This is a genomic window from Neisseria sp. P0008.S002 (assembly GCF_051962805.1).
Lineage (GTDB): Bacteria > Pseudomonadota > Gammaproteobacteria > Burkholderiales > Neisseriaceae > Neisseria > Neisseria perflava.
The window spans coordinates 118,731-134,798 of record NZ_JBQCUY010000002.1 but is presented as its reverse complement, the minus strand read 5'-3'; the positions used below and the strand labels follow the sequence as shown (position 1 = coordinate 134,798).

Sequence of the window (16,068 nt, the reverse complement as noted above, 5' to 3'; positions counted from 1 at the left end):
CTTGCGCGCATCAGGATTTTTTGGTTTAATAACGTCTTCGCAATTTTGCGCATGGGTGATTAGCTCAGTTGGTAGAGCGTCTGCCTTACAAGCAGAATGTCGGCGGTTCGACTCCGTCATCACCCACCAAGTTTCTTTTTCATTGTCTTTGACAGTGGATGCGCGGTGGTAGCTCAGTTGGTTAGAGTACCGGCCTGTCACGCCGGGGGTCGCGGGTTCGAGCCCCGTCCGCCGCGCCATTATTTAAAAATACTGATTCTTCAGTATCTCCCTTTTTTGGGTGATTAGCTCAGTTGGTAGAGCGTCTGCCTTACAAGCAGAATGTCGGCGGTTCGACTCCGTCATCACCCACCACTTTACTTTTCATTGTCCCTGACAATGGATGCGCGGTGGTAGCTCAGTTGGTTAGAGTACCGGCCTGTCACGCCGGGGGTCGCGGGTTCGAGCCCCGTCCGCCGCGCCATCAAGTTAAAAATAAAAAATACCGGTTTTTACCGGTATTTTTTTCGTCTGTACCTTATGCCTTTTCGTAAAAAGTCCGATTATTTAGACAAGAGAAGGTGGGAATAAAACTTAAAACATACGTCTTAAATACCGAAGATAAAACCATCTATCTCAAGCGGATTTACACCAAACGCTTATCCATTAAATCCCTAAATTATCCTTCAAAATAGACATAAATACTTGTCCTTCTTACACAAAGGCCGTCTGAAAACGTCAATACATTTTCAGACGGCCTTTTTTAGCTTATCAAGCCTGATACCTAATCATGCAGGAAGCCTTAGCATCAATCCAATGTTCGCCACCGGGCTGAACAATTTTAGACACCAGCTTATCCAAGTCGCGTAAATAATCGGTTGACTTTTGGCTGTTGATAATGACGACAACCAACAACGGCTTTTCGCCCAACCAATACCCAGCCAGTGCGCGGACATCTTTGAGTGTACCGGTTTTGAGGCGCAGGTTTTCACCGGGCTGTTTCAAGCGTGTTTTAAGCGTGCCGTCTTTACCGGCAATCGGCAGCGTACTGATAAACTCGTTTTTAAACGGGCTGAAGTAGGCTTTTTCCAACATTTGCGCCATCATTCGCGCATTGAGCCGTTCTACGCGGGACAGGCCTGAGCCGTTTTCCAACACCAGCCCTTCCGTATTGATACCGGCAACCGCCAGCTCACTTTTTACGATAGACGCGGCCTTGGCCTGCGCCTGCTTGTAATCAGATATATGTCCGGCAAATTTAAGGAAAACCGAACGGGCAATCAGATTATTGGAATGCTTGTTCATATCGGTGAGGATATCGGCAAGCGGTTTGGATTGATGACTCGCCAACACATGCGCGTCATGAGGCGCAGCACCTGTCGTCAGGCCGTCTGAAATCGTGCCGTCTTGTTGGCGCCATTGGTTGACAAAACTTTTGCCGACAAATTCTTTCATGCTATACATATTCAGATACAGCTCTTTGCCCAAGCAGCTTTCCGGCAGCTTGCCCGATACGGTCAGCGTATTGTTTTTATAGGAAGTCTTCATGTGGTTTTTTAAAACACTGCACTTCCCTTCTTTATTCTCAAGTGTCAATTTGTTTTGAATGTTCAGATTCGGAAGCGGCGGATTGGTACGGATGACCAAGCTTCCGTCTTCTTCTTTTTCAGCACGCAGTTCAACGGTTTTATACCCCAACATATTAGGATCGGGCGGCGTCATAAAGCTTTCGGCAGAATCGGAAGCAAAATCATCCGGATTCTTCACATCGCCCCACAGGCTGCGGTCGAGTATCAGATGTCCGTCAATATGGCGTATGCCCTTATCGCGCATCTGTTGCTGCATTTGCACCAGATCATGCTGGTCAAACACAGGATCGCCGCTCCCCACCCAATACACATTGCCTTTCAACGTATCGCCTTTGATTGGGCCGTTGGTTTTAAACTCAGTTTTCCAACGATAATCACCGCCCAACATACGAAACGCGGTAAACGCCGTTACCAGCTTCATGGTCGAAGCAGGATTGCGCAATTCATTGGCACGGTGTTCGGCAATCACGTTGCCGCTGTCCAATTCCTGCACATAAACAGAAATCTCATTTTCAGGAATACGCCCGAAATCCAAAGCCCATGACGGACAAACCGCCATCATCAGGCCGATTGATAAAATACATTTTAACTTCATTGTGTTACAAAATCTTATAAATTCTTACGAGGTGCTTAGGCCGTCTGAACGTTTCAGACGGCCTTTTTCTTTATTTCTGATGCGCTTTCAAACGTAAAGCAAACATGACGACCACAACACCGACAACCAAAGCGCAACCCATCGCCAAATGGATACCGTCCAGCATTGCCTGTTGCGGCATATCTGCGCTGGAAAGTTTCTCGCCGATATTGGTCGCACCAACAAAAAACGCCGCGCCGATGGCACCGGCAATCGGGTTGATGGTGGTCAGAATCGCCGCACCGTGCGGATTGAGCATTTTCGGCAACGCGTTCAGACCATGGGTTTCGCCGGTTACACAAGCAGACACGGAAAGCGCCAACAGCGTAAACATCGCCGTCAACATCACCACTTGCGTATCAATCCGCAAAAACAGCCACAATACCGCCAACGACACCACCAGCATCACTGTTGCCGGCAAAACGACAAAGCGTCCGCCCTTTTTGTCCAACAATTTGCCGAACAAAGGCGCGGCAACCGCTTGGGCAATACTGGCAGGCATCAGGATCAGGCCAGTTGCCGTACCGGTCAGCATCAACACTTGCTGCGTGTACATCGGCACCATCAGTTCCAAGCCCAAAAACAGGAATATCGCACCGGCCAAAATCACAACGCAATATCTGAACTGTTTGTATTCAAACGCACGAAGGTTCAACAACGGCGTAGCCAAACGGAACTGCCGGCGCGCAAACCACCCCACCAGTACAACGGAAGCAGCAAAGAGCAGGATAAATTCCAGCAGCGGCATATGGGCAAAATTACTGCTCGCATAAACCAACCCGCCGAAGCCCACAATCGACAGCACAGCCGACAACATATCAATTTTCGGACGGCTGATGTTGCTCAAATTGACCGTTAAATATTTGCCCGCCAGCACCATCGCCGCCAACATAAACGGCGCGGTAAAACCGAACAGCACGCGCCAATGCGTATGGTCGATGATGATGCCCGACAGCGTCGGCCCCATTGCAGGCGCGGCGGTAAACATCATGGTAATCACACCCATCGCCGTTCCGCGCCTGTTGGGAGGGAAAATCGACAACACACCGTTAAACAGAAGCGGGACAAAAAACGCGGCAGACACTGCCTGCACCATCCGACCGACCACCAATACGCCAAACGTCGGTGCAAACACGCAAATCAGCGATCCTGCTAAAAACGTTGCCTGCGTAAACAGCACCATTTTGCGCGTTTCAAACCATTGAATCACGCCTGCCGTAATCGGCGTAAATGCCCCCATGACCAGCAAAAAGCCCGTTGTCAGCCATTGAACCGTGGTCTTATCGACACCAAAATCCTTCATAATCGGCGTAAGCGCGACATTCAACAGCGTGTCGTTGAGATAGCCGAAAAATGCGCCGATGAATAAGGTGGCGACAATGGTTTTAGCAGGAAAGTCGGTATCGTCGGCGTAGTATTCGTGTGCCGTTTCACCCTCTTGCGAATCAGAAGCGTGCATAATAATTTGAAATATCAGCGAAACCGTTATTTTAGCATAAACCATTTTGACAGGCCGTCTGAAACCTTGACCGCTTCCCCAGATAACACTAAAATTTAGAATTGTTTTCATTTTTATTATTAAACAGGAGAAAAACATGTCAAAGAAAGTCAGCATCTTGGTCGGCAGCCTGCGTAAAGGCTCGTTCGCACGAAAAGTCGCACAAAACGTCATTCCCATGTTCCCCGAAGGCTACGAAGCGCAAATCGTCGAAATCGGCCATTTGCCTTTATACAACTTCGACTACGACGATCCTGCCGTTACCGACTTCCCCACTCCATCCAGCTATACCGAGTTCCGTGAAACCATCAAAGCCTCTGCCGGCGTATTGTTCGTGACTTCCGAAAACAACCGTACCGTCCCCGCCTGCCTGAAAAACGCCATCGACATCGGCTCCAAACCCAATGCCGATGTTGCCTGGAAAAAAACACCGGCCGGCATCATCAGCCATTCTGTCGGTAAAATGGGCGGTTATAGCGCGCAAAAAAATCTGCGCCTTGCCCTTTCGTATTTCGATATGCCATTGACCGGCCAACCGGAAGTGTTTCTCGGCAACTCGCCTACCCTGTTTGACGACAACGGCCAGCTCATCGAATCCGCGCGCGGATTTGTTCAAGGCTATATCGACCAATTGGTTGCCTTGATTGAGAAAAACCCTAAATAATCGGGATTGAAGCATACAGGCCGTCTGAAAAACGAAATTTCAGACGGCCTCATCTTTTGCAAAAAATCAGTTTTTAGACAGCTCCTAAATTTTTACTAATTGAGTGCGGTTATAATCACTGTCCACCCATCCTCACGGAGAACTTCCATGCGCGTATTATTGGTTGAAGACGATGCCATGATTGCCCAAGCCGTCAGTGCCAACCTGAAAGACACCGGCTACGCTGTCGATTGGGTCAGCCGCGGTTCGGAAGTTGCCGCAGCAGTGGCGGCGCAGGCATACGATTTGCTGCTTTTGGATTTGGGTTTGCCCGGCAAAGACGGTTTGGACGTATTGGCGCAAATCCGCAACGGCGGCTGTACCGTTCCCGTCTTAATCGTGACCGCGCGCGATGATTTGCACAGCCGCCTCAACGGCCTAGACGGCGGCGCAGACGACTACATCGTCAAACCCTTCGACATGGCGGAGCTGCAAGCCCGTATGCGCGCCGTATTGCGCCGACACGGCGGACAGGCGCAAACGCTACTAACCAACGGCATCATCATGCTCAACCCTTCCACCCATCAGGCAGAAGTGGTCGGGCAGGAACAGGCCATCATGCTCAGCAACAAAGAATTTGCCGTCCTCCAAGCCCTGCTGCTGCGTCCGGGCATGATTCTGTCGCGCAGCGATTTGGAAGACAAAATCTACGGCTGGGGCGAAGAAGTCGAAAGCAACGCCGTTGACTTCCTGATTCACGCCTTACGCAAAAAACTCGGCAAAGAAGCGATTCAAAACGTCCGCGGGGTCGGCTGGCTGGTTGCACAAAACAACCAGGCCGTCTGAAAAACCAAAACAATATCAACACACAAACCATGCAACGCCTTATCCACACTATCAAACAATCCCTGCAAGTCCGGATCAGCCTCGCCCTGATCTGTATGCTCCTGCCCCTCTCCATTCTTGCAGGCATATTTTCATATTACGATACTTATCACGAGACCCAAGAGGTTCAAGACGATCTGTTGCGCCAAGTCGCGAACTATCTCGACCCGAGCGATGCCGATGACGAGAATCACTCACTCGACAACGACAACAAGATTTCCGTTCAATTTCCCAATACGCCCAACCCCATTGTCAGCCTGCCTGAGAAGATTTCAGACGGCCTGCACACCATTCAGTCTGATGACGACGACGATTACTACCGCGTTTATACCCGCACCACCAAACAAGGCCGCATTGCCGTCATGCAGGAAAGCGACTACCGCGAAGAGCTGGCCGAAATGGCTGCCGTGCAGAGCATCCTCCCCATGCTCCTCGCCCTGCCCCTGATTATCCTGCTCACCGTCTGGATTACCCACCGCACCATGCGTTCCGTCAAAACCCTGTCCAACGATTTGGAGCTGCGCCAAATCAACGACCTCTCGCCTATGGACACGCAAGACATTCCCAGCGAAATCCAAGGCTTTGTCGTCGCCATCAACAACCTGTTGCAACGTACCGATGAAAACGTCCGCCAACAGCAACGCTTTATCGCCGATGCCGCACACGAATTGCGCAGCCCCATGACCGCCCTTTCCCTTCAGGCAGAGAGGCTCAACAATATGCAGCTGTCCGCCGAAGCGCGCGAGCAGTCCGCCCTGTTGCAACAAAGCATACAGCGCAACCGCCACCTGCTCGAGCAACTCCTCTCCCTCGCACGCGCCCAAGCGCCCGAAACCCAACGCCCCAAAACCCTGATCAGCCTGCAAAACCAGTTCCGCCGCGTCTTGCAGGAACTCATGCCGCTGGCGCTGGCCAAAGGTCAAGACATCGGCGTCGCCGTCGAAAACGACTGCCAAATCCACGCCGATGACACCGAAATCTACACCCTCATCAAAACCTTTACCGACAACGCCATCCGCTATACTCCCAAAGGCGGCCGCATCGATTTGGGCTTTGACGAAACCGCCGAATACCTCAACATCTGGGTGGAAGACAACGGCCCCGGCATTCCCCCAAGCGAACGCCAACGCGTTATCGACCCTTTCTACCGTATTCTCGGCACCGAACAACAAGGCACCGGACTTGGCCTGTCCATCGCAGACACCATTGTCAAACGCCATCAAGGCCGTCTGAAACTGGCCGACAGCCGACGCTTTGACAGCGGCTTGTTGATTATTGCCGAGTTGGATAAAAAGATGCTTTAAATAATTGACCCGCCCAAATTGGTTTATCTAGCTTTAATCCGATAAATGAAAACGTTTTAAAACCAAAGGCCGTCTGAAAATGACTTTCAGACGGCCTTTTTATATTTTGAAGCAAACCTACTTCATTCCTCACAAATACGGTTGCAAGGTTTGGCGGAGGATTTCCATATCGGTAATTTCGGTAATATTGGCTTTGCCCAAGTATTCCAAACCGACAAAACGCATGATGCCGCTGCTGACTTTTTTGTCGTGGCTCATGTGTTCAATCCATTTTTCAAAGGAGAAAACGGGCGGCGCAGACGGGAGGGAAGCGGCTTCCATTAAAGCGGCAATGCGGTCGGTGTCGGCCTGTCGGGTTTTGCCCAAGATTTGCGACAAACGGGAAGCGAGGACGCAACCGGCGGCAACGGCTTCTCCGTGCAGCCATACGCCGTAGCCCATTTCGGCTTCGATGGCATGGCCGAAAGTGTGGCCGAGATTAAGCCATGCGCGGATGCCCTGCTCGGTTTCGTCTTGGGCAACAATATCGGCCTTCATTTTGCAGCAATGGTAAACGGCTTCCGCCATTTTTTCTTGATGTTGCGCCATCAGGTCGGCCATATTTTCTTCCAACCAGGCAAAAAATTCGGCATCGCCCAATGCGCCGTATTTGATGACTTCGGCCATGCCTGCGGAAAGTTCGCGTTGCGGCAGCGTTTGCAAGGCGGTCAAATCGGCCAAAACGGCTTGCGGCTGGTAAAACGCGCCAATCATGTTTTTACCGAGCGGATGGTTGATGGCGGTTTTACCGCCGACCGAGGAATCGACCTGGCTGAGCAATGTGGTCGGTACTTGGATAAAAGGTGCGCCACGCTGATAAGTCGCCGCGGCAAAACCGACCATATCGCCTATCACGCCGCCGCCCAAAGCGATTAAAGTGGTTTTGCGTTCGGCACGGTTTTGCATCAGGCCATCGTAAATCAGGTTGAGCGTCTGCCAGTTTTTATATTCTTCGCCGTCGGGAAGGATAATGCTGAAATGCGGCACGCCCAGTCTGTCTAAGGCCGTCTGAAGCTGTTTGAGATAAAGCGGCGCAACGGTTTCGTTGGTAATAATGGCTGCTTTTTTACCTAGATAGGGCTGAAGCAGCATATCGGCCTGCTCAATCAGCTTATGCCCGATAAAGATGGGGTATTGATGGGACGGGGTTTGGACAGTCAGTGTGCGCATAGTATTCCTTTGCAAAGCGTATTTATTCGCCTAAAGCCTGTATCAGGCGTTTGAGCGTTTTGTGACAGCTGTCGGATTCGATGACGAGATGGGCGGTTTGACGGTACAGCATATCGCGTTGGTCATACAGCTCTTGCAGTTTGCCCAAAGGATTGGCAACTTGCAACAGCGGCCGGTTGCTGTCGTAACGGGTACGCTCCAGCAAGGTTTCGGGGCTGGCATGCAAATAAACAACCGTGCCGTTTTGGCACAAAATCTGTCTGTTTTCACTACGCAACACGGAGCCGCCACCGGTCGATAAAACGATGTTGCGCCGGGAAGCGAGCTTCTTCAGCATATTGGTTTCGCGGTTGCGGAAGCCTTCTTCCCCTTCCATCTCAAAAATGGTCGGAATGGATACGCCCGATGAAGTGCAGATTTCGTAGTCGCTGTCGTAAAACGGGCATTCAAACATTTGGGCAAGCTGCTTGCCCAAAGTGGTTTTGCCCGCGCCCATCAGCCCGATTAAAATTAAATTGCCGTTGATTTTTTCCATGAGGGTCATTTTATACGATATGGCGGTTTCTTGGAAAAGTTCGTGGTTTTTCAGACGGTCTGAAACGAAAGGCCGTCTGAAAACGAAAACAGGCATACCTTTGCAGATATGCCTGTTTGTCATTCTAAAATCAATAACGCAGATTGTTACCCACATTATCCATAATGCGCGGCGTGATAAAAATCAACAGCTCACGGCGGTTTTCACGCTTGCCGCGTGATTTGAACAAATTGCCGACAACAGGAATATCGCCCAAAACGGGGACTTTGTTCACTGCGTTGGTGCTTTCTTCTTCGTAAATACCGCCGACAATCAGCGTACCGCCATCTTCAACCATGGCTTGGGTATTCAAGTGTTTGGTGTTGATACACTTGGTTGTCAGAGAATCTACGGTACAGTCGATCGGGGTATCGCGATTAATCTTCACAGTCATGATGATTTGACCGTCAGGCGTAATGTTCGGCGTTACGGTCAAGCCCAAAACGGCTTTCTTGAAGGTAATCGAAGTCGCACCGCTGGAAGATGCCTCTTGGTAAGGGATTTCCGTACCAGATTCAATTTTGGCTTCTTTACGGTCTTGTGTCAGCACGCGCGGATTGGAAATGGTTTTGCTCTTACCTTGTTCTTCAGACGCGCTGATTTCCAAACCCAATGCGCCGGACGAGAACGCACGCACCAGAGCAATGCTGTTGACTGCGGCTGCGGTCGGCAGGCTGACGTTCGGATCCAAAGACCAAGTAGGATAGCCGACATCACCACGGTTAAACGAAGCATTGGTGTTATGGTTGGCTTGCGCATTGCTCCAGTTGCTGCCCCATGCCGTACGGCCGCTCGCACCACCGGAACCGAATTTAACGCCCAAATTGCGGAAGAAGGTATCTTCTGCTTCGACAATGCGCGCTTCAACCATCACTTGACGGGTCGGAACGTCCAATTCATCAATCAGTTTGCGGAATTTCTCAATCACGCCGCGGTTGTCGGTTACGATCAGCGTATTGGTGGCCGGATCGATTAAGGCGCTACCTCGGTTGCTCAACAGAGTATTGCGGGTATTGGAATTATTGCTGTCGTATTCTTCCAAACGCAAAATTTTGCGGAATTCTTCCACGTTTTTGTATTTCAACTGGAAGGTTTGAGAATACAGCGGACCCAATTCGGCAATCTCTTTTTCAGCCTGCAAGAAGGCTTTGTCTTTTGCCAACAATTCATCGCGGGGGGCGATATTGATGATATTGCCTTGACGGCGCATATCCAAATTACGCGCCTGCATGACCAAGTCCAAAGCCTGATCCCAAGGTACATCTTTCAGGGACAAAGTCATGGTGCCTTTGACGGTATCGCTGGCAACAATATTCACGCCGGACTCTTTCGCCAAAATCTGCAAAATGGTACGGACTTCTACATCTTGGAAGTCCAAAGAAATTTTACGGCCTTTAAACGATTTGTTTGCATTTTGGTTCAAGCCGCCGGATTCGGTATTGGCGACTTTAGGCGATACTTCAAATACAAAACGGCCGGAAGAGGCTTTGGTATTGATGTCCCAATTCGCATTATTGTTGCGGATAATGAGCTGGGTAGAATTGCCGATACGTTTGAGCGTAACGTTTTGTACAGGCGTATTGAAGTCAGCTACATCCAAACTGCGTTGCGCTTGTGTCGGCAGTGTATGGTTTTTCAAGGTAACAACGACGCGGTCACGTTGCTGTTTGATGTCCGGCTGTCCGCTGAAACCCGGGGCAGACAATTCAATAATGCCGGAATTGCGTGCGCCTTTGCGGAAATCGATATTGGCAGCAGAAACGGCTTGATAAGCCTGAGTAGCGCGCGCGGTAGACGGTGTAGCCGCACGTTCATTTACAACGGCCGCATTGGTTTGGTCAGTAGATTCGTTTACGAATACCCAAACTTCGTTGCCGCGAATTTCAGTATTGTATTGGCTGATTTTGTTCAAACCCAAAACCACGCGTGCGCGGTCGTTGTTTTGTGCCGCAGTAATTTGATTCAGCAAGGGGTCGGCATATTCCAAAACAGGCTGGGGCAAACGGATATTGGTGTTGGCAAAATCCAATGCAATACGCGCCGGAGTAGATGTTACAAAACCATGAGGTGTGGTGACGTCTTTGTCGAAACGGATTTTGATGATTTTTTGGTTGTCAGGCAAAGTGGAAACGTTGATATCGGTAATATTGCCTGCAAAGGCCGTCTGAACAGCGAGGGCAACGCTGAAGCCGGCAAATAATTTTGTCATGTGCTTGGTTTTCATAATCGAGTGAGACCCCTAAATTAATTTGAATTCGAACTATCTGAGCTATCGGAAGAATCTGCCTCTTTGCTGCTCAACGGCAATTCGGCCTTCCGGTACACCCAGTTGCCGTAGCTGTCTTCAACTTGCTCGGTCAGGATAATTTTATCTTCAGTAATACTTTGGATTCTGCCGTAATTCTGACCGATGTAGTTTCCGGGATAAACGGTATAAACATGGTCGTTGACTTTGATAAATCCGGAAACCTTGCCGCCGCTTTGCAGCGTTCCGACAAAAGCCATATTTTCCAAACTGAAGGCTTCCAAGGTTTCTTTCGGACGGTTTACATCCGGCGCATTACCGCCTTTAGGGGCAGTATCCAGACGGCGTGAATCAAACGCATTCAAGCCTTTAAAATTTGGAGGGTTATACGGCTTGGGCAATGTAACCGTCGGCTCTTCAAACGGAATAATCTTGGATTTCGCTTCCTGACGGGTTTGCGTCATCCATTGAGTCAAATCTTCATAGCTTTGCGTGCAGGCTGCCAAGGGAAGAAGACTTAAGAGTAAGATGATTTTTTTCATGATTTCCCTATTCTTTTATTTTTGCTCATTCTCGGCAGATTTGCCTTCTTCCTGCGCCTGTTGCGCAGCCAATTCAGCGGCAATCTCTTCAGCAGGACGGGCTTTGTAAGTCGTCGCAATCGCGCTCAGTGTCAATTCGCCTTTATTGCCTTTGCCTTCTTTATCCTCGCCTGCGTTTACGAGCTTCAAAGAATCCAGCGTAATAATGCGCGATAAATCGCCTACGTCACGGGTAAACTGGCTGATTTGAGCGTATTTGCCTGTAATAGAAATCTGATACGGCAGTTTTTGAATCGGGCCATCGTTTTCAGGTTGAAGCGGTGCAACGCTGTCCAAACGCAAGCCGTTGGTCGAACCTGCCTGATGCAGCTCTTGAATCAGGTTCGGAATTTCCGCGTCGGTCGGCAATTGTTTCAACAAAACGTCGAATGCAGAACGAATCGAAGCCAATTCGGCCTTCAAATTGTTTAAACTTGCGGCCTGAATGCTTTTACGCGTAAAGGTTTCCTTCAGCTCATCTTCTTTGGCTTCCTGCGTATTCAAAGTTTCAATCTGATCTTTAAATACGCCGACGTAGCCCAAAGCCAACATACCAACAATCAATAAACCTGCCAGCAAAAGTTTTGAAGGCATATTGAGCAGGTACAGGTTTTGTACGTCCAATTGTTTTAGGTTTTTAGATGCCATTATTGAGCCTCCGGAGCAGGTTCGGCCACAGGTTCGGCCACTTCACCGCTGCTTTGGGCAGTCGGTGCAGGAGCCGGCGTACTCACCTGGTTGATTGAAGATTTCAAAGTAAATTCTTGGTAGTTATCTACTTTTTTAATGCTCAACAATTCAGGCTGCAAGAAAATACCTGTACTCGGCAGGGAGCGCATCATAACGGCAATTTTATTGTCGCTGATGGCATGGCCGCTGATTTTATAGCTGGTCGGGCTTTCGGCTTCCAATGCGGTCAAATAAGTATTATCGGGCGTAAGCGTATTCAAAGAATCAAGGATATAGGCCGCTTGATAGCGTTTTTCCTGCAATTCTTCCACTTTCAGCTTTTTAGCCAAGAAGGCTTCTTTTTCTTGCTGAAGTTTATCGATTTCGCCCAATTCCCTATCGAGTCGGTCGATTTCGGTTTGCAGGAAGTTGTTGCGCCCTTCTTGATTGCTGATGGCGTTGTCAATACCGAGATAGGTTGCGGCCGCCAAGCCCAAACCCACGGCAAAAGAGCCAAGCATCAATACTTTGAATTGCTGCTGCTTGCGCTGTTTAATCTCTTCCCGATACGGGAGAAGGTTGATTCTGGTTAATTCAATCATGTTCTCAAAGTCCCCTTAATGCCAATCCGAACGCCAAGGTCAGTGACGGCGCATCAATTTGAAGCTGCGGCAATTCTACTTTTTCACTGCGTTCCACATATGAAATCGGATGCAGATATTCTGTTGCCGTATTGGTTTGCGAGAAAATGCTTTCCGCCAAACCTGCCTGCTGCGCAGTAAAGCCGGTCAGCAGGATGTGTTTGATATTAGAGAAGGAATCAGTGGCTTGCGTGGTATAGTAAAATTGCAAAACACGCTGAACTTCTTGTGCAACCTGCACATTAAAACGGTCGGCAATCTGAGACTGGTAGTCGGAAGGCTTGTTTTGGGAAGCCATCATTTGTGCGGCTTTTTCTTCAGTTACCTGATAAGTACGCTGAATCAGCTGATTGAGCTGCTCTGTACTGACCGGCGTTTCTTGTTTGTAGAGGATACGGCCGTTTTGCAGGATCAGGGCATACATTTGCGTCGCATGAATGCCAAACACGGCAACTTTTTCATCTGCCATTTCGGGAGCATGCGTATTCATCCAATGAACAAAGGCATTGCGTTGCGCCAGCAAGTCTAAATCCAAAGCGGACAAAGGCAAGCCCGCATTCTCAAACATTTCAATGCGTGGCTCGACATCGTCTTTTTTGGCGGCAACAGCTAAAACATGCTGGCCTGAACCGACTTCTTCGGCTTGAAAGTCGTAGTTCATTTCTTCAATAGGCGCAAATTGGCCGACTTCCGCTTCGACAAACTCTTCCAAGTCCAAATCGGTATCACGCGGGTTGTAAATAATTTGCTCGACTGTCGCCAAATTTTGTGGCACGGCCGCAACAATATTTTTGCAAGAACTGCGTAATTGTGTGTAAGTATGTTGGATGTAAGTAGCAAGCTGATCGTAGTCTTGAATTTTGTTGCCTTTGACAATATTTTTAGGCAATTTGGTAATAACGTATTTTTCCAGCTGAATTTGGTTTAAACTACGGCCTGTCAGTTGTACCATCTTAATGGCATGTTGGCTGATATCGACACCGATGGCAGAGCGGTTGTTCAATCCACTAGAAGCCTTGCCTGTTTTGGTATCTTTCGTGCTTTTAAATAAGCGCATGATTTGACTTCCCTGTATCATTTAGGAGTGAGTAACTGTTTCGTTATCCGTAAAGGACTTCTTATTCTTTGCACAGTATTAACTGTGGCTGATAGAAATCGTTTCCCATTTTACTTTATTTATCGCCATTAATGGCAAATTATTACTTAGTCATGATTAAAAAGATTATAACGACCTGCCTGGGTCTCTTATTGGGACTGGCTCTTTTCGGCGTGGGGCTGATTGCAATTGCAATTTTGGTCACCTATCCGAAACTGCCGTCTTTGGACACTTTACAACACTACAAACCCAAAATGCCGCTGACGATTTATTCTTCAGACGGCCAAGTGATTGGCGTTTACGGCGAGCAACGGCGTGAATTCACCAAAATCGGTGACTTTCCCAAAGTTTTGAAAAATGCCGTGATTGCCGCCGAAGACAAACGCTTCTACGACCACTGGGGCGTGGACGTTTGGGGTGTGGCGCGCGCCGCGATCGGCAACGTCATGGCCGGCGGCGTCCAATCCGGTGCCAGTACGATTACGCAACAGGTTGCTAAAAACTTCTACCTGAGCAGCGAGCGTTCGTTCACCCGTAAATTCAACGAAGCCCTGTTGGCCTACAAAATCGAGCAGTCTTTGAGCAAAGACAAGATTTTGGAGCTGTACTTCAACCAAATCTATTTGGGTCAACGCGCTTATGGTTTTGCATCTGCAGCCCAAATTTATTTCAACAAAAATGTTAACGAGTTAACATTGGCCGAAGCCGCCATGTTGGCCGGCTTGCCCAAAGCCCCTTCCGCCTACAATCCGATTGTAAATCCTGAACGCGCCAAACTGCGTCAGGCTTATATTCTGAACAATATGCTGGAAGAAGGCATGATTACCCTGCAGCAACGCGATCAGGCTTTGAAAGAAGAGTTGCATTACGAGCGTTTTGTACAAAACATCGATCAAAGCGCCCTGTACGTTGCCGAAATGGTGCGTCAAGAGCTGTTTGAGAAATACGGCGAAGATGCCTACACTCAAGGCTTCAAGGTATATACCACCGTCGACACCGCACACCAGCGCGTGGCCACCGAGGCCCTGCGTAAAGTCCTGCGCAATTTCGACCGCGGCAGCAGCTACCGCGGTGCAGAAAACTACATCGACCTGAGCAAAAGCGACAACGTAGAAGAAACCGTCAGCCAATACCTTTCTACACTTTACACCGTCGATAAAATGATTCCGGCGGTTGTATTGGAAGCCTCCCGCAAAGGTGTACAGATTCAATTGCCGAGCGGCCGTAAAGTCACGCTGAACAGCCACGCTTTAGGCTTTGCCGCCCGTGCCGTCAACAACGAAAAAATGGGTGATGATCGCATCCGTCGCGGCTCCGTCATTCGCGTTAAAGGCAGCGGCGATACCTTTACCGTCGTTCAAGAGCCTTTGTTGCAAGGCGCATTGGTGTCTTTAGATGCGAAAACCGGTGCAGTCCGTGCATTGGTCGGCGGCTATGACTACCACAGCAAAACCTTCAACCGCGCAACTCAAGCCATGCGCCAACCCGGCTCGACGTTCAAACCGTTCGTTTATTCCGCCGCTTTGGCAAAAGGCATGACTGCTTCCACCATGATTAACGATGCGCCGATTTCCCTGCCGGGCAAAGGTGCTAACGGTAAAGCGTGGAACCCGAAAAATTCAGACGGCCGCTATTCCGGTTACATCACGCTGCGCCAGGCTTTGACCGCGTCAAAAAACATGGTGTCCATCCGCATCCTGATGTCTATCGGTATCGGTTACGCGCAACAATACATCCAACGCTTCGGCTTCAAGCCATCTGAAATTCCTGCCAGCCTGTCTATGGCTTTGGGTACAGGCGAAACCACGCCGTTGCGTATTGCAGAAGGTTACAGCGTCTTTGCCAACGGCGGTTACAAAGTGTCCGCCCACGTCATCGACAAAATCTACGATAGCCAAGGCCGTCTGAGAGCGCAAATGCAACCTTTGGTAGCCGGTGAAAACGCACCTCAGGCCATTGACCCGCGCAACGCCTACATCATGTACAAAATCATGCAAGACGTTGTCCGTGTTGGTACCGCACGCGGTGCAGCCGCACTTGGCCGCGCCGACATCGCCGGTAAAACCGGTACTACCAACGACAACAAAGACGCATGGTTTGTCGGCTTCAACCCTAGCGTTGTAACTGCCGTCTATATCGGCTTTGACAAACCGCGCAGCATGGGTCGTGCAGGTTACGGTGGTACAATCGCCGTACCGGTATGGGTAGAATACATGCGCTTTGCCCTGAAAGGCACCAGTGTCAAACCGATGAAAGCACCTGAAGGCGTGGTTGCAAACGGCGGCGAAGTGTACATGCGCGAACGCATGACCACCAGCTCCGACCTGGCCTTGGACAACAGTGGCGTTGCACCACGTCCCGCTCAACCTGCCCGTCGCGCGGTTCCGAATGAAAACCGCCGCCGCACCGAGAGCGGCAATGCGCCAGCCCGTGAAGAATCAGACGAAACCCCAGTTCTGCCAAGCAATACCGGCAACAATAACAAACAACAACTGGACTCTCTGTTCTAATGTTCTAAAGC

Annotated in this window: 13 protein-coding genes and 4 tRNA genes; 8 read left to right on the top strand and 9 right to left on the bottom strand. The window is 49.7% G+C overall.

Annotation, left to right across the window (positions count from 1 at the left end):
• Window positions 1-53: 53 nt before the first annotated feature.
• The 4 genes from ACTHSA_RS02525 (at window position 54) to ACTHSA_RS02510 (ending at window position 463) form a co-directional block, all read left to right on the top strand.
• Window positions 54-129 (top strand) — tRNA-Val (locus ACTHSA_RS02525).
• Window positions 130-162: 33 nt separating this feature from the next.
• Window positions 163-239, top strand: a tRNA-Asp gene (locus tag ACTHSA_RS02520).
• Between the two features lie 39 nt (window positions 240-278).
• A tRNA-Val gene (locus ACTHSA_RS02515) sits at window positions 279-354 on the top strand.
• A gap of 32 nt (window positions 355-386) precedes the next feature.
• Window positions 387-463: transfer RNA gene (locus tag ACTHSA_RS02510), tRNA-Asp, on the top strand.
• 287 nt (window positions 464-750) lie between these two features.
• Here the strand turns inward: ACTHSA_RS02510 and dacB are convergent.
• A complete protein-coding gene (dacB, locus tag ACTHSA_RS02505; protein WP_049336968.1) occupies window positions 751-2,163 on the bottom strand; it encodes a D-alanyl-D-alanine carboxypeptidase/D-alanyl-D-alanine endopeptidase in 1,413 nt (470 codons plus the stop codon).
• Window positions 2,164-2,233: 70 nt separating this feature from the next.
• Window positions 2,234-3,661, bottom strand: coding sequence for an MFS transporter (locus tag ACTHSA_RS02500; protein ID WP_049336971.1), 1,428 nt, complete (start codon window positions 3,659-3,661; stop codon window positions 2,234-2,236).
• A gap of 136 nt (window positions 3,662-3,797) precedes the next feature.
• Here ACTHSA_RS02500 and ACTHSA_RS02495 point away from each other — a divergent pair, with 136 nt between their 5' ends.
• The 3 genes from ACTHSA_RS02495 (at window position 3,798) to ACTHSA_RS02485 (ending at window position 6,532) form a co-directional block, all read left to right on the top strand.
• On the top strand, window positions 3,798-4,364 hold the full coding sequence (locus ACTHSA_RS02495; protein ID WP_070587528.1) for an NADPH-dependent FMN reductase: 567 nt from the start codon (window positions 3,798-3,800) through the stop codon (window positions 4,362-4,364).
• A gap of 147 nt (window positions 4,365-4,511) precedes the next feature.
• Window positions 4,512-5,189 (top strand): response regulator, encoded by a 678-nt coding sequence (locus ACTHSA_RS02490; protein WP_049344268.1) that lies wholly within the window; start codon window positions 4,512-4,514, stop codon window positions 5,187-5,189.
• Between the two features lie 29 nt (window positions 5,190-5,218).
• The gene (locus tag ACTHSA_RS02485) at window positions 5,219-6,532 is read left to right on the top strand and encodes a sensor histidine kinase (RefSeq protein ID WP_049344271.1); all 1,314 of its coding nucleotides are present in this window, start codon (window positions 5,219-5,221) and stop codon (window positions 6,530-6,532) included.
• Between the two features lie 129 nt (window positions 6,533-6,661).
• Here the strand turns inward: ACTHSA_RS02485 and aroB are convergent, their stop codons facing one another.
• From aroB to pilM, 7 genes are all read right to left on the bottom strand, one after another.
• Window positions 6,662-7,741 carry a 3-dehydroquinate synthase gene (gene aroB, locus ACTHSA_RS02480; protein ID WP_070503951.1) on the bottom strand — a complete coding sequence of 360 codons (1,080 nt, stop codon included), beginning with the start codon at window positions 7,739-7,741 and terminating at the stop codon, window positions 6,662-6,664.
• A gap of 22 nt (window positions 7,742-7,763) precedes the next feature.
• Window positions 7,764-8,285: a shikimate kinase gene (locus ACTHSA_RS02475; RefSeq protein WP_083307459.1), complete on the bottom strand. Its 522-nt coding sequence runs from the start codon at window positions 8,283-8,285 to the stop codon at window positions 7,764-7,766.
• 121 nt (window positions 8,286-8,406) lie between these two features.
• A complete protein-coding gene (gene pilQ, locus ACTHSA_RS02470; RefSeq protein WP_070625184.1) occupies window positions 8,407-10,539 on the bottom strand; it encodes a type IV pilus secretin PilQ in 2,133 nt (710 codons plus the stop codon).
• 20 nt (window positions 10,540-10,559) lie between these two features.
• The gene (locus ACTHSA_RS02465) at window positions 10,560-11,102 is read right to left on the bottom strand and encodes a pilus assembly protein PilP (protein WP_049347906.1); all 543 of its coding nucleotides are present in this window, start codon (window positions 11,100-11,102) and stop codon (window positions 10,560-10,562) included.
• Window positions 11,103-11,117: 15 nt separating this feature from the next.
• Window positions 11,118-11,789: a type 4a pilus biogenesis protein PilO gene (locus ACTHSA_RS02460; protein ID WP_070822735.1), complete on the bottom strand. Its 672-nt coding sequence runs from the start codon at window positions 11,787-11,789 to the stop codon at window positions 11,118-11,120.
• Window positions 11,789-12,412, bottom strand: a complete 624-nt coding sequence (locus tag ACTHSA_RS02455; protein WP_070625188.1) for a PilN domain-containing protein — start codon at window positions 12,410-12,412, stop codon at window positions 11,789-11,791. The genes ACTHSA_RS02460 and ACTHSA_RS02455 overlap by 1 nt, the downstream gene beginning before the upstream one ends.
• Before the next feature lie 4 nt (window positions 12,413-12,416).
• A complete protein-coding gene (pilM, locus tag ACTHSA_RS02450; RefSeq protein ID WP_440378793.1) occupies window positions 12,417-13,508 on the bottom strand; it encodes a type IV pilus assembly protein PilM in 1,092 nt (363 codons plus the stop codon).
• A 152-nt stretch (window positions 13,509-13,660) separates the two neighbouring features.
• Between pilM and ACTHSA_RS02445 the strand changes: the two genes are divergently transcribed.
• Complete coding sequence (locus ACTHSA_RS02445; protein WP_070503954.1) at window positions 13,661-16,057, top strand: penicillin-binding protein 1A; 2,397 nt, start codon at window positions 13,661-13,663, stop codon at window positions 16,055-16,057.
• The last annotated feature ends 11 nt before the right edge of the window (window positions 16,058-16,068 follow it).